The sequence below is a fragment of the Marinobacter azerbaijanicus genome (assembly GCF_030250645.1).
Classification (GTDB): Bacteria; Pseudomonadota; Gammaproteobacteria; order Pseudomonadales; family Oleiphilaceae; genus Marinobacter; species Marinobacter azerbaijanicus.
The window spans coordinates 25,608-48,113 of the sequence record NZ_JASSVS010000013.1; the positions used below are offsets into that span (position 1 = coordinate 25,608).

Annotated in this window: 18 protein-coding genes; 11 read left to right on the plus strand and 7 right to left on the minus strand. The window is 55.4% G+C overall.

What is annotated here, in order from left to right:
- Positions 1–58: 58 nt before the first annotated feature.
- The gene (gene glnA, locus QPM17_RS19455; protein WP_285393024.1) at positions 59–1,462 is read right to left on the minus strand and encodes a glutamate--ammonia ligase; all 1,404 of its coding nucleotides are present in this window, start codon (positions 1,460–1,462) and stop codon (positions 59–61) included.
- A gap of 560 nt (positions 1,463–2,022) precedes the next feature.
- Between glnA and typA the strand changes: the two genes are divergently transcribed.
- The 5 genes from typA (at position 2,023) to QPM17_RS19480 (ending at position 7,957) form a co-directional block, all read left to right on the plus strand.
- A complete protein-coding gene (gene typA / locus QPM17_RS19460; RefSeq protein ID WP_285393026.1) occupies positions 2,023–3,834 on the plus strand; it encodes a translational GTPase TypA in 1,812 nt (603 codons plus the stop codon).
- Between the two features lie 96 nt (positions 3,835–3,930).
- Positions 3,931–4,893: a prolyl aminopeptidase gene (gene pip, locus QPM17_RS19465; protein WP_285393027.1), complete on the plus strand. Its 963-nt coding sequence runs from the start codon at positions 3,931–3,933 to the stop codon at positions 4,891–4,893.
- A gap of 104 nt (positions 4,894–4,997) precedes the next feature.
- Positions 4,998–5,462 carry a D-aminoacyl-tRNA deacylase gene (dtd, locus tag QPM17_RS19470; RefSeq protein ID WP_285393029.1) on the plus strand — a complete coding sequence of 155 codons (465 nt, stop codon included), beginning with the start codon at positions 4,998–5,000 and terminating at the stop codon, positions 5,460–5,462.
- 512 nt (positions 5,463–5,974) lie between these two features.
- Entirely contained in the window at positions 5,975–6,997 is a 1,023-nt protein-coding gene (locus QPM17_RS19475) for a porin (RefSeq protein ID WP_285393031.1), read from the plus strand.
- 102 nt (positions 6,998–7,099) lie between these two features.
- Complete coding sequence (locus tag QPM17_RS19480) at positions 7,100–7,957, plus strand: CYTH domain-containing protein (protein ID WP_285393033.1); 858 nt, start codon at positions 7,100–7,102, stop codon at positions 7,955–7,957.
- 16 nt (positions 7,958–7,973) lie between these two features.
- Here the strand turns inward: QPM17_RS19480 and QPM17_RS19485 are convergent, their stop codons facing one another.
- Positions 7,974–9,149, minus strand: a complete 1,176-nt coding sequence (locus tag QPM17_RS19485; protein ID WP_285393035.1) for an ion channel — start codon at positions 9,147–9,149, stop codon at positions 7,974–7,976.
- A gap of 81 nt (positions 9,150–9,230) precedes the next feature.
- Between QPM17_RS19485 and glnE the strand changes: the two genes are divergently transcribed.
- From glnE to QPM17_RS19500, 3 genes are all read left to right on the plus strand, one after another.
- A complete protein-coding gene (glnE, locus tag QPM17_RS19490; RefSeq protein ID WP_285393036.1) occupies positions 9,231–12,137 on the plus strand; it encodes a bifunctional [glutamate--ammonia ligase]-adenylyl-L-tyrosine phosphorylase/[glutamate--ammonia-ligase] adenylyltransferase in 2,907 nt (968 codons plus the stop codon).
- An 88-nt stretch (positions 12,138–12,225) separates the two neighbouring features.
- A complete protein-coding gene (locus tag QPM17_RS19495) occupies positions 12,226–13,152 on the plus strand; it encodes a branched-chain amino acid transaminase (protein ID WP_285393038.1) in 927 nt (308 codons plus the stop codon).
- Positions 13,153–13,189: 37 nt separating this feature from the next.
- Positions 13,190–13,594: a DUF6165 family protein gene (locus tag QPM17_RS19500; protein ID WP_285393039.1), complete on the plus strand. Its 405-nt coding sequence runs from the start codon at positions 13,190–13,192 to the stop codon at positions 13,592–13,594.
- A gap of 104 nt (positions 13,595–13,698) precedes the next feature.
- Here QPM17_RS19500 and QPM17_RS19505 read toward each other — a convergent pair whose 3' ends face one another.
- A complete protein-coding gene (locus QPM17_RS19505; protein ID WP_285393209.1) occupies positions 13,699–14,736 on the minus strand; it encodes a glycosyltransferase family 9 protein in 1,038 nt (345 codons plus the stop codon).
- 157 nt (positions 14,737–14,893) lie between these two features.
- On the opposite strand from QPM17_RS19505, the gene QPM17_RS19510 reads away from it, so the two are divergent.
- Genes QPM17_RS19510 through QPM17_RS19520 form a run of 3 tightly spaced genes read left to right on the plus strand, consistent with a single transcriptional unit; the run spans position 14,894 to position 17,816 of the window.
- A complete protein-coding gene (locus QPM17_RS19510) occupies positions 14,894–15,610 on the plus strand; it encodes a 3-deoxy-D-manno-octulosonic acid kinase (protein ID WP_285393041.1) in 717 nt (238 codons plus the stop codon).
- Positions 15,611–15,639: 29 nt separating this feature from the next.
- A complete protein-coding gene (locus QPM17_RS19515; RefSeq protein ID WP_285393043.1) occupies positions 15,640–16,752 on the plus strand; it encodes a glycosyltransferase family 4 protein in 1,113 nt (370 codons plus the stop codon).
- Positions 16,749–17,816, plus strand: coding sequence for a CDP-glycerol glycerophosphotransferase family protein (locus QPM17_RS19520; RefSeq protein ID WP_285393045.1), 1,068 nt, complete (start codon positions 16,749–16,751; stop codon positions 17,814–17,816). The genes QPM17_RS19515 and QPM17_RS19520 overlap by 4 nt, the downstream gene beginning before the upstream one ends.
- Here the strand turns inward: QPM17_RS19520 and QPM17_RS19525 are convergent.
- From QPM17_RS19525 to QPM17_RS19540, 4 genes are all read right to left on the minus strand, one after another.
- Entirely contained in the window at positions 17,813–18,745 is a 933-nt protein-coding gene (locus tag QPM17_RS19525; protein ID WP_285393047.1) for a polysaccharide pyruvyl transferase family protein, read from the minus strand. The genes QPM17_RS19520 and QPM17_RS19525 overlap by 4 nt on opposite strands.
- Complete coding sequence (locus QPM17_RS19530) at positions 18,735–20,762, minus strand: O-antigen ligase family protein (protein WP_285393049.1); 2,028 nt, start codon at positions 20,760–20,762, stop codon at positions 18,735–18,737. The genes QPM17_RS19525 and QPM17_RS19530 overlap by 11 nt, the downstream gene beginning before the upstream one ends.
- Before the next feature lie 71 nt (positions 20,763–20,833).
- Complete coding sequence (locus QPM17_RS19535) at positions 20,834–21,739, minus strand: lysophospholipid acyltransferase family protein (protein WP_285393210.1); 906 nt, start codon at positions 21,737–21,739, stop codon at positions 20,834–20,836.
- Between the two features lie 91 nt (positions 21,740–21,830).
- The gene (locus QPM17_RS19540; RefSeq protein WP_285393051.1) at positions 21,831–22,499 is read right to left on the minus strand and encodes a YrbL family protein; all 669 of its coding nucleotides are present in this window, start codon (positions 22,497–22,499) and stop codon (positions 21,831–21,833) included.
- Positions 22,500–22,506 lie beyond the last annotated feature (7 nt).

Consider the following 22,506-nt stretch of genomic DNA (forward strand, 5'->3'; position numbering starts at 1 on the left):
CCGCACGGGGCGGGGCTCTTCTGACTGCTGGGCCGTACGGCGCCCTAGCAGGACGTGATTAGCATGAATAGTACAGCTCGAACTCGACCGGGTGTGTGGTCATGTTGAGCTTTTCAACTTCGCCACGCTTCAGATCAATGTAGCCGCCGATCATGTCTTCGGTGAATACGCCGCCACGGGTCAGGAACTCGTGGTCTGCCTCGAGGCAGTCCAGGGCTTCCTGGAAAGTCTCGGCAACGGTCGGGATGTTCAGGGCTTCTTCCTTTGGCAGATCGTACAGATCCTTGTCCATGGCATCGCCCGGGTGGATCTTGTTCTGGATGCCGTCAAGGCCGGCCATCATAAGGGCTGCGAAAGCCAGGTACGGGTTGGCGGAGGCGTCGGGGAAGCGAACTTCGATGCGACGGCCCTTCGGGCTGTTCACGTACGGAATACGGATGGACGCAGAACGGTTGCGGGCTGAGTATGCCAGCATGACTGGTGCCTCGAAGCCCGGAACCAGACGCTTGTAGCTGTTGGTGGAGGCGTTCGTGAAGGCGTTGATAGCCTTGGAATGCTTGATAATACCGCCAATGTAGTAAATGGCCATTTCACTCAGACCGGCGTAACCGTCGCCCGCGAACAGGTTCTTGCCATCCTTGTTCAGGGACATGTGTACGTGCATACCGGAGCCGTTGTCACCAACGACCGGCTTGGGCATGAATGTGGCTGTTTTGCCGTAGGCGTGGGCAACGTTGTGCACACAGTACTTCAGGATCTGAACTTCGTCAGCCTTGCGGGTGAGAGTGTTGGCGCCAACGCCGATTTCACACTGGCCGGCAGTGCCCACTTCGTGGTGGTGCACCTCAATTTCCAGACCCATGGACTCCATGGCCGCACACATGGCGCCACGCAGGTCGTGCAGGCTGTCTACCGGCGGAACCGGGAAGTAGCCACCTTTCACGCCCGGGCGGTGACCGATGTTGTTGCGATCGAACTCTTCGCCGGATACCCAGGCTGCTTCTTCAGAGTGCAATTCGTACATGGCGCCCTGCATATCGACCTTCCACCTGGCAGAGTCGAATACGAAGAATTCCGGCTCAGGGCCGAACAGTGCTCCGTCTGCGATACCAGTGGACTTCAGGTATTCTTCAGCACGCTTGGCAACCGAGCGCGGATCGCGCTCATAACCCTGCATGGTGGAAGGCTCCACAATGTCGCAGGTGATGTTAATGGTGGTTTCTTCCGTGAACGGATCAAGAACAGAGGTTTCGTCTACCGGCATCAGAATCATGTCGGATTCGTTAATGCCCTTCCAGCCAGAGATGGACGAGCCGTCGAACATTTTGCCGTCAGCGAAGAAGTCCTCGTCTACCTCGGTTGCAGGCAGCGTTACATGCTGCTCTTTGCCGCGGCTGTCAGTGAATCGCATGTCGACCCATTTGACTTCGTGTTCCTTGATCAGATCAATCGTCTTGGACATTGTGCAAGCTCCGTCAGTTAACCCGCAGGGCGGGCAATTTCTGTGTACGTTGTTGCCGGATCGTTCAGCGGTGCTGACTCCCGATCTTTCTTTCAGGTTGAGCAGCTTATCAAAAGCTGTTCCGAGTTACCTGCAAATTCGGCTGATTACGATAAAGCAATAGCCTTGCCAGTTTTGTTTTTGTGCTCCACAAGAGCGCAATTATGCGGTTTTCGGGCTGTTTTGGAGCGATGCAGGGGTGGGCGCATGCCGAGCTGCCCTGCAGTGGTGCGTTAAAATGGGGCGGCAAGCAAGAAAATGCATCAAAATGGTGCGTCTGGCCGGTTGTTCCAATAGGCATTAATGTTCATATAAACATGAGGGACTTTGCTATATACTGCGCGCCACTTCATTTTTGCCCCGGCCTTTCGGTAATGATACCGAACGGGTGATAGGGTGCATCCAGGCTGCCCGGCCTGGCAAATGAAATTCATTTTACGGATTTGAGACGGCATGTAAGGGGCGCTTCGCCTGCTGAAGACCTCTCAGGTCATTTCAGTACATGCTGCAGGATTATAGTTGTGATTGATAAACTTCGTAATATCGCCATCATCGCCCACGTCGACCATGGCAAAACCACGCTGGTAGACCAGTTGTTGCGTCAGTCCGGTACTCTGGACCGCAAAGAGCTCGAAAATGAGCGCGTCATGGATTCCAATGACCAGGAAAAGGAACGCGGGATCACCATCCTGGCCAAAAACACCGCGCTGAAATGGCACGACTACGACATTAACATTGTCGACACGCCGGGCCACGCCGACTTCGGCGGCGAAGTGGAGCGCGTGATGAGCATGGTGGACTGTGTGCTGCTGGTGGTCGATTCCATCGACGGCCCAATGCCACAGACCCGTTTTGTTACCCAGAAGGCCTTTGACGCCGGTCTGCACCCGATTGTGGTGGTAAACAAGATCGACCGTCCGGGTGCACGCCCGGACTGGGTGGTGGATCAGGTGTTCGACCTGTTCGACAACCTCGGTGCCAGCGATGAGCAGCTCGACTTCCCGATCGTCTTTGCCAGTGCCCTTAACGGCATTGCTGGAATGGATCACGAGAAGCTGGACGATAATATGGATGCGGTTTTCCAGGCCATCGTTGACCACGTGCCGGCACCGACCGTTGATCGCGACGGCCCGTTCCAGATGCAGATTTCCCAGCTGGACTACAACAGCTTCCTGGGCGTTATCGGCATCGGCCGCATCAGGCGCGGCAAGATCAAAACCAATTCCCCGGTGACAGCTATCAGTGCTGATGGCAAGAAGCGCCAGGGCCGCATCCTCAAAATCATGGGGCACTCCGGCCTGCAGCGTGTTGAGGTCGACGAGGCGCAAGCGGGTGACATCGTTTGCGTAAGTGGTATGGATGAGCTGCACATATCCGATACCCTGTGCGATCAAGCCAATGTAGAGGCCCTGCCTCCGCTGACGGTGGACGAGCCAACGGTCTCCATGACCTTCCAGGTCAACGACTCTCCGTTCTGTGGCCGGGAAGGCAAGTTCGTCACCAGTCGCAACATCAAGGAGCGGCTGGAAAAGGAGCTGCTGCACAACGTCGCTTTGCGCGTTGAAGAAGGTGATTCCGCCGACAAGTTCAAAGTGTCCGGCCGCGGTGAGTTGCACCTCTCGGTACTGATCGAAAACATGCGCCGGGAAAACTTCGAGCTGGCGGTGGGTCGTCCGGAAGTGGTCATCCGCGAGATTGACGGAGTAAAGCAGGAGCCCTACGAGAACGTCATTATTGACATTGAGGAGCAGCACCAGGGAGCCCTGATGGACCAGATGGGCTTCCGCAAGGGTGAGCTGACCAATATGGTGCCGGACGGTAAAGGGCGTATGCGTCTTGAGTATACGATACCTGCGCGGGGCCTGATCGGGTTCCGTAACTCCTTCCTGACCATGACATCCGGCTCGGGCATCCTGACTTCCACATTCAGTCATTACGGCCCGATCAAGAGCGGTGACATGACCAGCCGTCAGAACGGCGTGCTGGTATCAATGGCAACCGGTACCGCGCTCACCTACTCGCTGGAAACGCTCCAGAGCCGCGGCAAGCTGTTCCTGGATCCGGGGCAGGAAGTTTACGAAGGTCAGCTGTGCGGCATTCACAGCCGTGATAACGACCTGGTGGTAAACCCCACCAAGGGCAAGAAGCTGGACAACATGCGCGCCTCTGGCAAAGAGGAAGTGATCGCTCTGGTGCCGCCCATCAAGTTTACCCTTGAGCAGGCGCTGGAGTTCATCGATGAAGACGAGCTGGTGGAGGTAACGCCGAAGTCGGTCCGTCTGCGCAAGAAGCTGCTTACCGAAAACGAGCGCAAGCGCGCCCACAAGAAGTAATCTGCAACAGGCTGTAGAGAAAGGGGCAGATGTGATCTGTCCCTTTTTCGTTCAGTTCAGCTAAACTCCGGTTACATCCTTTTTCCGGAGCGTCTTATGCTCACCCTCTATCCTGAAATCAAGCCTAATGCCCGACACCGTCTTGCGGTGGACCCTCCCCATGAACTCTATGTGGAAGAAAGCGGCAATCCGGATGGTATCCCTGTTCTGGTTGTCCACGGTGGTCCCGGTGGCGGGTGCGAGGACTATTACCGTCGCTTTTTTGATGCCGAACGCTACCGGATCATCCTCATGGATCAGCGCGGGGCCGGTCGCTCAACTCCGTTGGCGGAGTTCGAAGGAAACACTACTCAAAAGCTGGTGGAGGACATGGAAACTGTCCGGTCATTTCTCGGCATCACCCAATGGATTCTCTTCGGGGGCAGTTGGGGTTCCACTCTGAGTCTGGTTTACGCCCAGTCACACCCGGACAGGGTGCTTGGGCTGGTGTTGAGGGGGATCTTTCTGTGTCGCCCCAGGGACATCCACTGGTTCTACCAGGAGGGTGCGAGCAGGGTATTTCCCGATTACTGGCGAGACTTCGTTGCGCCGATTCCGGAGAGTGAGCGGGGTGATCTGGTGTCCGCCTACTATCGACGTCTCACAAGCACCAATGAGCTTGAGCAGATCCAGGCTGCAAAAGCCTGGTCCATCTGGGAGGGGCGGTGTGCCACGCTTCACCCGAACCCGCGGGTGGTCGAGCATTTCGGCCACCCCCATGTGGCGATTGCCCTGGCTCGTATTGAGTGCCACTACTTCATGAACAACGCGTTTCTGGAAGACAATCAGATTATTCGCGATGCGGGGGCCCTGAAGGATATCCCGGGTATCATTGTGCATGGCCGTTACGACATGGTCTGCCCCCTGGACAACGCCCTTGCCCTCAGTGAAGTCTGGCCCGAAGCAGACCTGAGAATCATTCGGGATGCGGGCCATTCGGCGTCGGAGCCGGCGATCATTGACGCCTTGATGCATGGCATTGACGAGGTGGCTGCACGGCTTGACGGCAACGGCGAATAGACGCTTCTCACAAAGCGAGGAAATACCTCCGAAGAGGGGTTGCGACTGAGGGGCTGCATGGATAAACTCCGCTCGATCTTTTAAGTCCTTCCGCAGGGAATTCAATGAAAGGGCTGATACAGCGAGTTACTTACGCCAGCGTTAGCGTCGAAAGTGAGAAAATCTCTGAAATCAACTCGGGGCTTCTGCTGTTGCTTGGTGTTGAGAAGACGGATACTTCCGAAACCGCGAAAAAACTCTGCCGGAAAGTGATTAATTACCGGGTGTTTCCCGATGACCAGGGACGGATGAATTGCAGCCTGCTTGATCATGGCGGCTCTCTCCTCGTAGTACCTCAGTTCACCCTTGCTGCCGATACCCGTTCAGGCACGCGCCCAGGTTTTTCTGCGGCCGCACCCCCCGATCATGCTGAAGCGCTGTTCCAGGAGTTTCTGGTGGCGTCAGAGCAGTGCCTGGGAAAGGCGTCTGTCGGTCGGGGGCAGTTTGGTGCCGATATGAAAGTGGTTCTGGAGAATGACGGACCCGTTACTTTTCTTCTTGAGGTTGGGGGGGTGTTGGCAAGGGCATAGGTAGATGCACTGATTTAGCGCGCCTGGCGGGGTAGTGATCTGTGAGGGTGCAGGGCATCTCTGGTGTGGGCGCGGTGCAGGCCATTCAGGGTTAGGGGGTGTTTTTTAACCTGCTGATTATAAAGGGATGGTTGTATTCTGGCCCCGGATTTGAAAGGGGAGCGTATCAGGGTGCGGCTATTCGCGCGTGGATATAATTACTCGAGTTTTTGAATCGAATTAAGCTAAAAAGCACTGATTAAAAATTTGCAAATGAGAGTTCATTGCATTACAAAAGGTTTGTTACTCATAGCTTCAAAAGAAAGCTGTAAGTGGCTGACATGCAAAGGCCCGTCAGTCTGTAAAGCTGGGTCTCTGCGCAAAAGAAGAAAAACGAATTGTTATTGCTATGTCACAAAACTGACATGGTAAGTACACAGAATAGGGCTCAACCAGCCCGACTGGTGAAGTCTGAAGAGCGGGAATCAAACCCGTCGCTAAAACCTGAGTTAACTCAAAAAGGAAGACGCAACATGAAAAAGACGCTCATCGCATCTGCTATTGCAGCCGCTACATTCTCTGGCAGCGCGCTGGCACAGACTACAGCTACAGCCTCCGAGCTGGCAGCACGCATGGATTCAATGCCGACCGTTTACGGCAACATCCAGTACGCCATCGCCCATGACAACTTCGACGGTGGTCCTTCTTCCGTAGAGCATTTCGACAACGGCACGACCATCGGGGTTAAGCACGACCACGAGATTGCTCCGGGGATCACTGGCTTCCTGAAGATCGAACTTGAAGGCATCAACGCTGACGACAAAAGTGCCAGCAATGGCATTGACGGTCTGGACGAAGCCTACATTGGTGTGAAGGGCGACAGCTTCGGTCAGGTTTGGGTCGGCTCTGACGACTCCACCTACGAGCGTGCCGTTGACGAAATTGCTCAGTACTATGAAGTCGCAACCCTGAGCATTGGTCCGGACTACACCACTGGCGAAGGCGATCTCATTCAGTATATGTCACCGTCTTTCGGTGGTCTGAGCCTGTGGGCAGCTGTTCAGTTTAACGGCGACAATGACACTAAAGCTGGAGCAGGAAGCGAAAAATCCTATCCGTACCAGCTTGCTGCCGTTTATGAAATGGACGCTCTGGAACTGGCTGCTGCCATTGACTCCAACGACACAAGCGATGGCAATAACGAAAACACCTACGGTCTGCGTGCCAGCTACAATTTGGATAACCTGCGCCTGACCGGTGAGTATCATACTCGTGATGAGTCCGCTGACCTGTTCGGTGTCATGGGCGTTTACTCGCTCGGCGCGAACCAGTTTGCGCTGTCTTATGAGCTTGAGACTGCTGATGATGCCGCAGATACCGAAACCAGCACCATTACCCTGCAGGCTCTGCACAACATCTCTGACCACATGTATGTCTATTTCGAAGGCTACCTGGGCGGCGGTGACGATGTGTACGAGTACACAGACTCAATGGGTAACGACGCTGTTACTGACGAGCGCTCCATCGCCTCTGTTGGTGCTGTTTACTACTTCTGATCAGCTAATCAGCTAGTCACCAAGTAGTCGAAAACCGGTGGCCTTCGGGCTGCCGGTTTTTTTATGTATGCTGATACCAAATTTCCCACGTCAGGAGAGGCAATGGCCCAGGAACTGGAAATCAAGCTCAGCGTGGCGCAGTCGGATCTCGACCGGGCCATCGACTGGTTATCAGGCCAGCCAAATACCCGCCAGTCAGAGACTCTGCAGTTAGGCAACACCTACTTTGATACACCGGACGGTGACCTCAACAGGCAGAAGATTGCGCTGAGAATCCGCAAGATGGGTGACAGGTACATTCAGACCCTGAAAACCCGCGGGGAATTTGTGGACGGGGCTCACCGCCGGCAGGAGTGGGAGTGGCCGCTGATTGGCACAACACTCAATATGGGATTGATCGCGGATACGCCTGTAGGCCAGAGCGTGAACCTTGCCGAGCTGCAACCGGTATTCGAGACTAACTTCGAGCGCCGCGTGGTTATGATTGAGCAGGGAGACACTCTGATTGAAGTGGCTATCGATTCTGGTGAGATTGCAGTTGAAGGCAGGTCGCGTCTGCTGAACGAGATTGAATTTGAACTCAAGTCCGGGGATGCGGCGGCATTGCTCGCCTGGGCAAGGCGGTTGGCGGACGAGGTGCCGGTTTTCCTGAATCTGATCAGTAAGGCAGAACAGGGGTATTACCTGGCTGGCCTTTATCACCCGGCTCCGGATGCAGGGGAGGAGCCAGAGCTGGCAGTGAATGAGTTCCTGTTTGCGCTGAGTGTGTCCTGGCTGACCGGTTCTCCCGCTCCTGTTGATGAGGAAGCACTCGGCAACATTGGCCGGTTGGCTGATGAGCGTGGCGTCAGTGAGCTTTACCATCGAGTGGTGCGCGCTCTGGTTAATGGTACGCCTGTCAGCGACATGGTTTCACACAGGGAGCTCGGGCAGCTTCAGCTCGCCATTGCTGCAGGCTAGCGTTCATGCTGCCTGGTTACCGGTTTTCGGCCCTTTCTGCGATAGCTTCCTCTTCTGCTGCCTGGTCCTGGAGGTCATGCCATTTCTTTATGAATTCGCGATAGCGGGCCAGGGCTTCCTCGACCACGCCCACATCGGGCGTTTCGCTGGATTTTACAAGTACAATCAGTCCTTTGCCTTCAATTTCCTGGTCGGTTGGGGGGTGACAGATAACGTCGTTGTTGTCATCAATGTAGGCCAGTGCCGTGCCGATCCCGTGGCGGATAAGCGCGCTGACAATGTCCGCCCAGGTCAGGTCGTCAAGGTCGATCTCGTAGCGGTGGGGATGGTCGTGCTGGTAGTTAAACAGGTCCTCCAGGACCTTTTCCGACCCTGGCGCCACAACTGAGCGCACCATGATTTCCGGATAGGTCCGGACCGGTCTGATCACTGTGCGAACCCCTACCGCTGTAAAACGGTCACGGTTCTCATCCCGAACGCATTCAACAGTGACTTTCTGGCCCAGGTTGGACTCACTCAAGCGATGGGCTATGTCGAAGGTCAGGCTGTCTGATGACGGGTCGGCCTCGTCGGCAGCCAGCACGATGATGTGTCGCGCGCTGCCGGCGTGGACTGCCTTGAGTGCTGCGGGGTCGCTACCGGAACCGTGGAAGTGCACCAGACCGTTGTCGGACAGTTCCGTGGGAAGACCGTTGGTGAAGTGCCGTGTGAGTATCATGATGGGAACGGTTTCATAGCTCGGCACTGCGCGAATCTGGGAGGCAAAGCGGGAAAAGTACTGTTCGCCACCGGTCTTTGGTGTGTTGATAATGACAATGTGGTCTTTCATGGCATATACCCAGCGTCCGGTTAAGATTCGTTCCCGGCGGTAGAACCGGTATTCGATGTAATCACTGACGATCAGCGTTAGCAGGGTGATGGCGGAAACGAACATCACCACAATGGTGCTGATTCTGCCAACATAGGTTTCTGGTGCGAAATCACCGTAGCCCACGGTTACCAGGGTGGTCATGGTCATCCACGTGGATTCAAACAGTGAGAGGTCTTCCGCCGCCCAGATGATCATTATCTGAGTAATCAGCAGGCCTCCCAGAATCAAGAAAAGCCGTTTGATTCGTGCCTTGATAATCCCGGACATTGGCAGGTGGGAGAGTTGATGTTCCGGGTTCAGCGGCCGGCGATTCCTCTGCATCGGTGTCCTTACGGCTGTTCAGTCGGGGAGGAGTTCGTTATACAGTACGTGAAATATAACAGAGACACAGGGGTTTGCATTATGTCCGAGCCTTGGCGCTCACTACCGACGGTGTTGGCGAATGAAGTCGCTGGCGTCTGGAGTTCGGTTTTCCCGGAAGGCGTGCCAGGTTTCCTGCATGCCCCTGGAGGCGTATCCGATGAAGACGTCGCTCAGGCCATTGCCCGTAGTCTGTTCCTGCGGCAAGTGCTGGAGCGTCATCGGGAGCAGGTGGAGTCCTTGTGCCGATCCCGACCGCTGACAGAGCCTACCACCGCCGATTATCTGCGCCAGCGCTGGCAGGAATTTCTGGCCGGGGTGGAGGACGAAAGCAGCCTTCATGTTGCCTTGCGGCGCTTCCGGATGGAAATTCAGTTCCGGATCATCTGGCGGGACCTGATGCGCTGGGCCAGTATGGCGGAAACCATCGCAGCGACCAGCGACTTCGCCGATATCAGCATCCAGGGCGCTCTGGACTGGTTGTACGACGATACCTGCGAGCAGTTGGGAACGCCATGGGGCCTGAATCCGGCTACGGGAGAAGACGGTCCGCAGCCGCTGATTGTGCTGGGCATGGGCAAGCTGGGTGGCCACGAGCTCAATGTGTCTTCTGATATTGATCTGATCTTTGCGTTTCCGGGGAAAGGGGAAACCCGCGGCGGGCGACGTTCCATTGATAATCAGCAGTTTTTCATTCGCCTGGGGCAGAGGCTGATCCAGGCCCTGGACCAGATCACTGCAGACGGATTTGTGTTCCGCGTGGATATGCGTCTGCGTCCCTACGGGCAGAGTGGGGCGCTGGCCCTGAGCTTTGCCGCGCTGGAGACCTATTACCAGGACCAGGGCCGGGACTGGGAGCGTTATGCCATGGTCAAGGCCCGGGTCGTGGCCGGGGATCAGGGCGCCGGTCAGGTGTTGATGGACAGTCTAAAGCCCTTTGTTTACCGCAAGTACATCGATTTCAGTGCGTTCGAGTCCCTGCGCAGTATGAAGTCGATGATCAGCCGGGAAGTGCGCCGCAAGGGTCTTGAAAATAACATCAAACTTGGCAACGGCGGCATCCGGGAAATCGAGTTTGTGGTTCAGGCTTTTCAGCTGATCCGGGGCGGCCGTGATCGGGAGCTTCAGCAGCGGGAACTGCTGGTGATTCTCAAGGAGCTCGAGGAGCTGGAGCTCCTGCCGTCACGGGTAGTTAAAGAGCTGAGGGATGCTTATATTTTCCTTCGCAATATGGAGCACGCCCTTCAGGGTATGGAAGACAAGCAGACACAGCTGCTGCCGGATAATGATCTGGCCCGGGCCCGGGTCGCACTGATCATGGGGTTTGATGACTGGGCGTCCTGCGCAGCTGAGTTGGACAGGCATCGCGAGAGAGTGGCTACCCACTTTGCAGATATTATTGCCATCGAAGATGAAGAAAACGAAGCCGCAGTGCTCGATGAAGGATGGCAGGAACTCTGGTTGGGGGAAATGGACAGGGAAGCCGCGACAGCCTGGCTCAGCGAGCATGGGTTTGAAGATCCGGAAGGCAGTTATTCAGCCCTGAGTGACCTGCGTGAGACTCGCACCCTGCAAACGCTGCAAACCCAGGGCCGTCAAAGGCTCAACAAGTTCATGCCGGTGCTTCTGGAAGCGCTCACTCACGTGGACGGCCCCTCCCAGACATTGTCTCGGGTTCTGCAGCTGGTAGAGGCGATCCTGCGCAGAACCGCCTACATGGTGCTCCTCATGGAGAATCCGGGGGCGCGTGCCCAGTTGGTCCGGCTGTGCAGCGAGAGCCCCTGGATCGCCAGCCAGCTGGCGGAAACGCCTCTGCTGCTGGACGAACTCCTGAACGCTGAGAGCCTGTACAGCCCCCCGGCGAAAACCGAACTCCAGGATGACCTGCGTCAGCAGATGCTGCGTATTCCTTTCGAGGATCTTGAGGAGCAGATGGAAACCCTGCGGCATTTCAAGAAGGCGCACATCTTGCGGGTGGCCGCCTCGGAGATCCGGGAAACACTGCCATTGATGAAAGTCAGCGACTACCTGACCTGGATTGCCGAAGTGGTGCTGGATCATGTGGTGGATGTTGCCTTTGCCAACCTGGTCAGCCGCCATGGCTACCCCCTGCGCAAGGATGGATCCGCCTGTGACACCGATTTTGCCATTATCGGTTATGGCAAGCTGGGCGGTATCGAGCTGGGTTACACCTCGGACCTGGACCTGGTGTTTATCCATGATGCGGACCCGGAGCAGTCGACGGACGGCGACAAGCCCATCGACAACGCGGTGTTCTACACGCGGCTGGGCCAGCGTATTGTTCACATCCTCAATACCCAGACACCATCGGGCCAGCTCTATGAAGTGGACATGCGCCTGCGACCGTCCGGAAGTTCGGGGCTGCTGGTGAGTACCCTGTCTGCCTTCGAGAAGTACCAGCGCAATGACGCCTGGACCTGGGAGCATCAGGCGCTGGCTCGTGCCCGTGGTGTGGCCGGCTGCGCGGAAACACTGGAGGCTTTTGAAAAGCTGCGCCATGACATACTGTGCCAACAACGGGACCGGAACAAATTACGGGAGGACGTGGTCAGCATGCGTGAGAAAATGCGCTCGGCACTGGGCACTCCCCGGGTTGAGGGCAAGGAGCCCGAGGTTTTTCACATCAAGCACGATTTCGGCGGCATTATCGATATCGAGTTCATGGTGCAGTACCTGATGCTGGCCTGGTGCTCGGAGCATCCGGAACTGACCCAATGGTCCGATAACATCCGCCAGATGGAAGAGCTGGGCCGGGCCGGGGTTTTGCCGGTAGAGGACACCGAGAAGCTGCGAGAGGCCTTCATAACCCTGCGATCCACCATCCACCGACGGGCACTGCAGAACCTGAACAGTCAGGTGGCGGGGGATGCCTTTCCCGAGGAGCGTGACTACATCCAGAGTATGTGGAATCAGATAATGCTGGGGTGATGTAAGAGTGGTTGTACCTCTTCGTAAGCCCGGGATTTCCTGCTAGAATGCCGGTTTCCCGAATAAGAGCGCTTTAGGAGCAGAAACAATGTCGATGGCTGATCGTGATGGCTTCATCTGGCTGGATGGTGAAATGGTTCCCTGGCGGGAAGCCAAAACCCACGTGCTGACCCACACACTGCACTACGGCCTGGGCTGTTTCGAGGGTGTGCGTGCTTATAGCACCGAGAAGGGCGCAGCGATTTTCCGCCTGAAAGAACATACCGACCGTCTGTTCCGCTCCGCCCATATCCTGAATATGACCATGCCATTCAGCAAGGACGAGCTGAATGCCGCGCAATGTGCCGCGGTAAGGGAAAACAACCTGGATGAGGCCTACCTGCGCCCGATGGTGTTTCTGGGCTCCGAAGGCATGGGCCTGCGTGCCGACAACCTGAAGGTACACGTAATGGTGGCGGCGTGGAGCTGGCCGTCCTACATGTCGCCGGAAGCCAAGGAACTGGGCATCAAGGTTCGGACATCCTCCTACACCCGGCACCACGTCAACATCACCATGTGTAAGGCGAAGGCCAACGGTAACTACATCAATTCCATGCTGGCCCTGAATGAAGCCATCGCCAGTGGCTGTGAAGAGGCCCTGTTGCTGGATAACGAGGGTTACGTGGCGGAAGGCTCTGGCGAGAATATTTTCATCATGCGTGATGGCGTTCTGCATACACCGGAGCTGACCTCCTGCCTGGAAGGCATTACCCGTCAGACCATTCTGGATTTCGCCAAAGAGCTCAACATTCCGGTAAAAGAGCGCCGCATTACCCGGGATGAGGTCTATATCGCAGACGAAGCCTTCTTCACGGGTACTGCGGCCGAAGTACTGCCGATCCGTGAACTGGATGGCCGTGTGATCGGCGCTGGCAAGCGGGGCCCGCTGACCGAGAAGTTGCAGGGCATGTATTTCGACGCGGTGAAGGGCAAGAGCGAAGCCCACTCACAGTGGCTGACACCGGTTAACGGCTAATCCCGTGTTCCATTAACAACACCTGCAGGAAGAGCAAATGGCAGACGTTATCAAAGTGCCGGTCTCCTTCGGCGAAGTGCTGGACAAGATCACCATCCTGGAGATCAAATCCGAACGGATTGCAGACCCGGAGAAGGTCAAAAACGTTCGTCTTGAACTGGATGAGCTGAGCGCCACGTGGGATGAAGCTGTTCAGGATCAGGCTGCCATTGCGGATCTGCGCAAGCAGCTGAAAGCCGTTAACGAGGAACTCTGGGAAATCGAAGACGACATCCGCGACCAGGAAGCTGCCCAGGATTTTGGCCCCAGGTTCATTGAGCTGGCCCGCGCTGTTTACGTGACCAACGACAAGCGCGCCGCCATCAAAAAAGATGTCAACCTGGCCCTGGGCTCCCGCTTCGTAGAAGAAAAGTCCTACCAGGACTACACCGCTCGCAAATAACGGTCTCTCTACCCGTAGGTCGGATTAGGCCCAAAGGGCCGTAATCCGACAATGAGCGTAACGCGACAACCCAACCCGGCGCCGAACCCCAAATCCGGCGCCAACTACTTCCTACCCTGTGCCTCAACCCACCGATCCAACATCCCGGTAACATCCTCCACAGAAACCATCTCCATCGCCCCCTCAAATTCCGCCTTGGCCCCCCAGCGAGCCTCGTCGACGGATTTACCGGTGAACCGCTCCAGTGCTTCGGGGTACCGATTAACACACCATTCAAGCGAGTTGTACGGTCCCGAACGATAAGGATTGCTCGCCGCATAAATGCCGAGCACATCAGTACCCATCGCACTGGCAATGTGGGCCGGGCCGGTATCCGGAGCCACAGCCAGGTCGGCATGGCCTAGCAGCGCAGCCAGTTGTTTCAATGTATCCTTGCCGCAGATGTTATGGACCTGCTCTTCCATGGCGTTCTCTATCGCAGAACAGAATTCCGCCTCAAAAGGTGCCGGGCTGCCCACCAGAATCACCTTCATTCCATGAACACGGATTGCGTGATCGGCCAACCTTGCATAGCGTTCCGCCGGCCAGTTGCGAAGGGTGTGACTGGCGCAGGGGCTGATCACCAGGTTCTTGCGGTCCGTTGCCAACTGGCGGCGGGCAAACTCGTGATCTTCATCGGACAGGGGGATGCTCCATTTTGGTGCGGCTGGTTTCAGCCCTAACGGCTCAAGAAAACTCGCCAGGCAGTCCCGCACATGCTGCTGCGGCGCCGGAGCAATCCGCCGGTTAATGAACAGGCTGTGCAGGTCCTTGCTGCGCGCCTTGTCATAGCCGACTCTTACCCTGGCAGGGATCATCGCCGCTGCCAGGTTGGCCCTGAATGCCACCTGCATATGGAGGAGTGCATCAAACTTCCGGGTTTTCAGGGTGTTGCGCAAGTCCGCGTAGCCCTTTCGGCCGGCTTTCTTGTCGAAAATGATGAATTCAACGCCAGGCAGGTCGCCAATGAGTTTGGCTTCAATCTTGCCGATCACCCAGGTGATTTTCACTCCGGGCAATTGCTCCTGAAGACTCAGTACAACGGGGATTACGTGGGTAACGTCGCCAATGGCTGAAAGGCGGAGGATGCAGATGGAGTTGATCAAGTTACGGTCCGTTTCCAATCTTTAGCTGCCGGATGTGGAGCCGGGAGGGGCTCGTTGGTAAACTGTGCGCCATTCTACCGTACTTGGGCTTGGCCTTCCCAGCACGCTCAGGTGTGACGCTTTCTCTTGTTTTTTCGGTAACCGGGTACCCTATATGGTTGAGTCTGAAATTTGTATCCGGGAGAGGGGGGCGGCGATGCTGGTCCATCCCAGGTACCAGGGCAGAGTTACGACCAACTGGTTTGATCCCGCCTATTGGGGGCAGAATGCCCGTCCCGTCGGCAGTGGTGGTCGGGGAGGTGCCTGGTTTTTGCAAGCCGGAGAGGACAAGTTGGTGCTCAGACAGTATCGCCGCGGCGGGTGGATGGCTAAAGTGTCTCAGAGCTCTTATGGGTATATCCGCGAGTCGGAGGTGCGTTCCTTTGCTGAGTTCCGATTACTGAGCCAGTTGATAGGTCTGGGGCTCCCGGTGCCTCGCCCTGTTGCAGCCTGGTACCGGAAGCTCTCACCAATACAATATCGTGCGGCTATTATAATTGAGGAGCTTGAGGGCACAACGCCTTTGGCTGAGTTGCTTGAGGCGATGGGCAGGCAGGCTTGGGCATCTCTTGGCAGCACGGTTCGAAAATTTCATGATGCCGGCGTTATGCACGCGGATCTGAATTGTTTCAATGTCCTGGTTCGTGACGATAAATTTTTCCTGATCGATTTCGATAAAGGCGCTATCAAATCAGCGAATTCGGCCGCCGGCTGGAAGGACCAGAACCTTTCGAGACTGTATCGATCTCTGGTGAAAGTCAGTGGCGGAGAATCATCATCTCTGCAGCAGGGCTGGCAGTCATTCCTCGATGGTTATGGTCAATCCTCTTGAATCGAACGTTTTCTTCTCGGCAGGTTGTTATGAATTCTAAGAGTAGCGCGCCGGTTGTCCTGTGCATCACTGATTCTTGTGATCTGCCGGAGTCTGAGCTTTTTATCGGTCTTCACCAGGCTGGGCTCCAGATAGAGGTGATGGCGAATCCCAGGGGACGACATTATAAGCGGATAGAGCAGTCAGGCGTGCCCATTTCCCCTATTGCGCTGACGGGAAGGTTTGACAGGGTCGGAACCCGACAGATCAGAGAGAAACTGAAATCCCGGCCATTTACCGTGGTGCAGTCATTTAATCCCAGGGCACTGGCCTGTTCTCTGCGGGCGTCCAGAGGAATGAACGTCAAAATTGTCGTTTACCGTGGGGTGATTGGAAATGTCGGCGTCTGGAGTCCTGAGTCCTGGATTACCTTTCTGCACCCCAGAGTTGACCGGATTGTGTGTGTGTCGGATGCTGTCAAAAGGTATTTTCTGAATATCCGTTTTCTGGGCAGAAGGATTTCTCCTCACAAGATTGTCCGCATATATAAAGGTCATAATCTTGAGTGGTATACAAAGCCACCGGCTGATCTTTCGGAGTTCGGTTTCCCCGATAACGCATTCGTATTCTGTTGCACCGGTCGCGATCGGCCTGGTAAGGGCTTTGGTACCCTGATTGAGTCCATGGAGTACATGGAGGACGACTCTCCGGTCTGCCTCTTGCTCGTTGGTGATCTGTTGGAAAATCAGGAACTGGCCTCAAGAATCCGAAGCTCCCGGCATCCGGATCGTATCCGGTTAGCAGGCTTTCGGACGGATGCCCCCCAGGTCGCTGCCGCTTGTGATGGTCTGGTTTTACCGTCTGAAAGCGAAGGCCTGCCTCGAGTAGTTATAGAAGCTATGGCATACCGACGCCCCGTGGTGGTGACCGAAGCCGGCGGAATGCCAGAACTTGTCAGGCACGATATGGATGGACTGGTTGTTCCGGTCAGGGATCCGGCTGCCTTGGCCGGTGCAATGGACAGAATTGCTCGGGATCCTCTGTTGGCAAGAACGCTTGGCGACAACGGCTACCAGCGCATCAGTTCTGATTTCAACACGAATACTACCGTACAGCAGACACTTGAGCTCTATCAGGAGCTTACCAACGAGCTTCACGCATGAAAAAATACCTGTTTTTTGTCAATCAGCCTTACTCCTATTCCATACTCCGTCCACTCCAGGAGGAAATCCGGAAGCGTGGAGACGATGTTGCGTGGTTTGTGGCGGGCTGCACAGCTGCCCCTCTCCGACCAGATGAAAAACACCTGAAAACGGTTGCAGAGGTGATGGACTACAATGCCATCGCCACCTTTGTTCCCGGAGATTGGGTGCCGTATTTTTTTCCTGGCATAAAAGTTGAGGTGTTTCACGGTATGGCTCGCAACAAACGCGGCCACAGCCGTGAAGATGAAAGCGATCATTACCGGATCCGAGGCTGGTTTGATCTCTATTGCACTCACGCTGAACGGGATACGGCCAAGTTCAGGGAGCTCGCGGAAAAGCATCGCCACTTTTCCGTGGCCCATACCGGATGGCCGAAACTTGACCCACTGTTGTCGAAGGCTGCGCGGGGTAAAAGGAAGCGCGAAGACGGTGAGCTTCCGGTGGTTTTCTATGCGTCAACGTTCAGCCGATCAGTCACCTCTGCGCCGGATCTGGTAGGAAAAATCGCTGAACTATCCAGAAGTGGTCGCTGGAAGTTTATCGTCACTCTTCATCCCAAGATGGACCCAGAGGTGGTCGAGCAGTACCGGAGCCTGGCGGGCGAGAATCTGCGCTTTGTGGAGAGTGATGAGGACCTGCTCCCGATTTTGCCTGAAGCAGATGTTATGCTTTGTGATACCTCCTCCATTATGTTCGAGTTCATGTTTCTGGATCGGCCGGTAGTCACTTACAGAACGAAAATGCCCGGTCCGTACCTGATTGATGTTCAGGAGGTTGAAGAGGTAGAGACAGCGCTGCAGGAGGCACTTGAGTACCCTGCAGAGCTTATGGAGGCGACACGGGCGCTCTGCGACAATCTTCACAGCTTCCGTGATGGGTGCTCCAGTGCCCGAGTAATGAGTGCGGTGGATGACTTTTTGGAGCAGCACCATGGAGAGTTAAAGAGAAAGCCTCTGAACCTGGTGAGGAAAATTAAAGTACGCCGCAGGCTGTCTCGGGAAATGAAGTTGAATCCTTTCTAAAAACGTTTCTCACGGTAGTCCTCCCGCAACTTTTCCAGAGCACTATTAAGTCGCTCAACGGTTTGGGCAAGCGCCGTGTCCGAGGAAAGTTGCTCGTCCCTGTGTTCAACCAGCGATTTGAGACTTTCTATCAAGTGATCCCGTTGCTTTGAGGGCGAGGCTCTTAATGCATATGGTAACCTGGCCCACTTTTCTGGCCCGATGCCAATTTTGTTTAATCCACGTTTTCCTCGATTTTCCATTGACTTCCACACCGGCGGTGTTTGTTGGTACACCATAGGTAGTGGTTGAATCTTCAAGTTGATAGACATAGATTCGGCCCAGTCAAACCATTTCTCGTCGGCGAAGTTTGGAGCAAACCTAACCGCAACCCAAGGGATTCTCAAAAGATCCGAGGTGATCGCTCCGTGCATTGCTTCGGTAATTACTGCTTTGCAGTGAGAAATTGAATCCAGGAAAGACTCCACCGATTGCCTCGGAGAAATAAAGCGCAGTCCTGCTGCATCGCAGACCGATTGCCAATCAACGTAACGCTCGCTCCCATGGTGAGGCACAAAACCAACATCGGTTCCGAGCTCTTCGATGTGGCCCTCAGGTAAGTTCTTAAGCAGGTATGCTCCGTCACCGATGACCTTATCGGGACTAAGGCCCAGCCCTCGGGCAGTCCTTGGCCCACGAACACCGTAGACTCGGCAGCGACTGTCCAGGACAGGAAGATCAACCCCCCAACTGCCTGATGAGAAGATTACGATGCGAGGTGTAAGAGCGAGTTTTGTCTCGAATCTGCGGGCCTTCAGTAATGTGCCGATACCGAGGAAATGAATGCCATCTTCTTCGCTCAGGCATTCGGGTATGAGCTTGGGCCAAAGCCAGTTATTCAGGTCATCCCCAAAGTTCATTTTTTCAGGGGAGTGTTTGTCAATCTTCATCTTTTCCTAAAGGTTGGTCGATGGAAGTTCGTCCCAGCGTCCAGAGCCCTGCATATTTGTTAAACGTAACCTGTGAATACGTCACAGCGGTCAAATAGCCCACGGCGCCATCCAGGAAACCAAACCGGATAAAATAAACCTGTACAAAAGTCATCACCCCGCGAAGCGTCGGGTAGAGCATTGTCCTGGTTTTCTTGCCCCTCCGATGTTTCTCCATAGCACCTAGCCATGCGTATTTGGCACTCTTCTCAAGGGAATGCCCAAAATCCCGATGGGTGTAATGGGTCAGGCGGCCGCGAAGGGTTCTGGTTTTGCGACCTTCGGGAATCAGGATCCGTTCGTGTACCAGGGCATCGGAAAAGCTGACCCCCTCTCTGCGGAACAGTCGGAGGGGGGCTCGCCCGCTCCTCCCGAAATCCAGCCGTTTGCCGTAGATGGTTACCGCCCAGGGCAGCTTGTACGCGTCTGCATCTGGCTCTGCAAGGTGATGGTTGATCTCCTTGGCCAGTTCCGGTGTGATCCGCTCGTCGGCATCCAGTGAAAGCACCCATTCGCCAGTCGCTTTCTCCAGGGCTCTCTGTTTCTGAACCCCGAATCCCGGCCAGTCCGTCACTTCAACAACGTCGGCGTACTCTTTGGCAATTTCAGCCGTCCTGTCACTGCTGCCACTATCAAGAACGATGATTTCATCCGCCACGAGTCTTGCGGACTTAAGGCAGTCGGCAATGTGGTGTTCCTCGTCTTTGGCAATAATTGTGGCAGAGACTTTCACCTTGCGCTGACGGAAATACGAAGCGCTGAGTTCAGCTAACAACGCTGATGCCAGGCCCGCAATGGCCAGCAGATAAAAGGTAAGGAAAAGACTTCGGTTGAACGTGGCCTCAGTGAGCCCGAATACCAGGTAACCGGCGCTTACCATTGTGCCCGCCACTGCAATGTGAGCACTGGGTTTATGACTGTTGAAAACATTTTTGGCGAATATGACCATAGGTATGAAGATCAGAAATCCCCAGCTTAGAATGCCGGGAATGCCACTGGTTGCTGCATTGTTGAGAAGATCGTTGTGAGCATGGCCGGTACAGCAATTCTTCAGGCGAGTGTATTCGGGATGAGAATCCGCCAGGTTTTCAATGGCTGAGCTGTAACCGCCAAGGCCGACGCCAGTCCATGGGTGCTCCATAAAAATATTAGCGGTTACCTGCCAGAGCTCAAGGCGTATCTCTATTCCCGGTTCAAGCACCTTGCCCTCGAGAGCGTCCTCAATGGACTGGTGCATGCGATCACTGCTGAACAGGAGGGCCAATGAGATAACTGCAACTGCCGCTAAACCTGGCAGGCGCAGCTTGGGGCCGACCAATGGCAGCAAAAGAATCAGGAGAACGGGAAGGGCAATAAGGTTGCTTCTGGTCCCCGAAAGCATGGAAATAACAATCGCTGTCGCTCCGAGACCTAAAACAGCAATCGCCGCAGGAGTTTTACCAGTTCTGGCAAAATAGGAGCCACCAACAAGAGCAAGGACTCCCCCGAGCAGGGCAAGGTTGCCAAAACTGATCGGGTTAATGCCAGCGCCGAATCGGGTGGTGAGCAGCTGCTCGAAGCTCTCATATTCAGTCGCAAGCGCAATCAGCAATGCTACCAGCGAGGAAAGGGCAACAAGTGCCGTGGCCAGGAAGAAGTGGCGAGCGCGAAAACCGACTGCGGTAAGGGCCACCACCAGCGGCCAGAACAGGATAAACCGGGCGTGTGTGCCAAAGGTTTTTCCACCTTCATAATCAAAGCCTTCCAGTGCCCATGACAGGGAGCTTACGAGCACAAAAAACCAGAACGCAAAATGCAGTAATCGAAGCTCTTTAGGCGTATCCCAGCCAGCTTTCTGCAAGGTTTTTTTGTAGATGAAAACCAGTCCGGAGATTGCCAGAAGCAGAGTGGCGATTGCCAGGATGCTGGAAGACAACAATGCCCCCCCGAGGCCTACCATGATCAGGACAACGGGAAACATGCGAGTTGGTTGGTTCATGTTGATTCGGTCCATTTAAACCACACCTGAGAACAAGCTAAAAGTGGTGCAAGTTGTTGGTCGGTCGAGGTTCAACATACCTTTCCTGGCTTGTAGGGGTTAAGTTCTCCGGGTGGCCTGTGGCGCATGCGTTTATACTCCCACTGGTATTGCTCCGGGGCTTCCCTGACACAGTTTTCAACTGACCGGTTCAGAGCGCTCGTTGCGACGACGGGATCATCATCATCTATGCCGGCTTCACATTCACGGATCACCAGGCGGAAGCCCTGGCCGTCTTTCAGTCGCTCGGAATAGGTCATCAGGGGCTTTGCACCGGATTTTTGCAGCAGTTTCGAGACCAGGGTCATGGTCCGTACTTCCAGGCCAAAGAAAGGCGCGTAAGCGTTGCCTTTCCCGCGAGGGCTCTGATCAGGGAGGATGCCGGCAACCTCTCCTTCCCGCAGGAGCGTGATCAGTCTTGCCAGGCCTCTGCGGTCGCCGCGAACCAGTTCCGAGCCCATGCGACCCCGGACCTTGACCATATAGTCTTCAAATTCCTTGATATGAGGCGGGCTGTAAAGGGCAGCCATCCGGTATCGGGATGAAAAATACAGGCCTGTGAGTTCCCAGTTTCCCAGATGCGGTGCCAGCAGTAACAGGCCCCGACCATCTTTCTTTGCTTCCGTGAGGAGTTCCTCACCCTCAATTTCCCTGATCAGCCCCAGGCAGCGTTCTACTGGCCATTCCCATATCAGTGGGATTTCCATCATGGTCTGGCCTGTATGGCGAAGGCTGGAACGTGCCATGCGCTGCCGTTGTTCGTCGGTAAGCTCTGGGAAGCAGATTTTCAGATTGATTTCAGTGACCGTACGAAGCTGTGACCTGGACACCCAACTGATCATCCCGAAGAAGCGTCCAATGAGTTGGGCACCTCTCAGGGGGAGTTTGCCGGCAAGCCGGAGGGCGGTGATCAGAAACGTTGCTTTGGAAAGAGCCATAATCTGATGGACAATCAACAGGAAACAGGATGAGCGGAAGCTACCACCATCCGGCGTAAGCGGCAAGGTCGGTTGAAGCAATTGGTGCTGGTCACAGCTTCTGAGAGGCTTCCCAGCTTTCGTTGCGCTCCCCGGTTTCCCAGTTGATCCGGAGGTGAAATCGCTTGATGCGTCGGCTGATGTAGCGCCGTCGCCAGGCTGGTATTCTGGCCAGTATATCGGGTATGGAGGGCGCGCCGAGGCCGTCTACCAGGAACAATTCTGGTTGTCCGGTCCGGTCTGATATTACCAGATTGTGCGGCAGCAGGTTCCGGGTGAGGATGCCGGTTTCAAGGAGCCAGTTGCAGAATCGTTCCACGGTGTCCTGAACCGGTTGATCAAATCCCCGGCGCTGCAGATAGTGTTCGAGTGTTTCGCCAGGGCGGCCATCGCTGCTGATGATCAGTTCGCTGACATTTGCCAGCCCCAGCGAGGTATCAACGGAGCCATGGAAGCGGGGCAGGTGGGACCAGAGCAGCGAGTCTCGGCCCTGTGCGATCAGTGTCCTTATGGCCTGTTGCCGGTGCGCCTTGAGCTCCTGATGATTGTCATTGATTCTGGCCTTGCCAAGGGCTTTCTTGGGCCAGGGCTGCCTCTGGAAACGGGCTTCGATGTTTTCAGGGCGCAGGACTTTGAGACACAATGCAGGATCGTCCGGGTGCTGGTAGCAGTGCCGGTTGTAGCCGGAGGCGAAGGGCTCGAGGTCAGACAGATCAATCATTGATGGG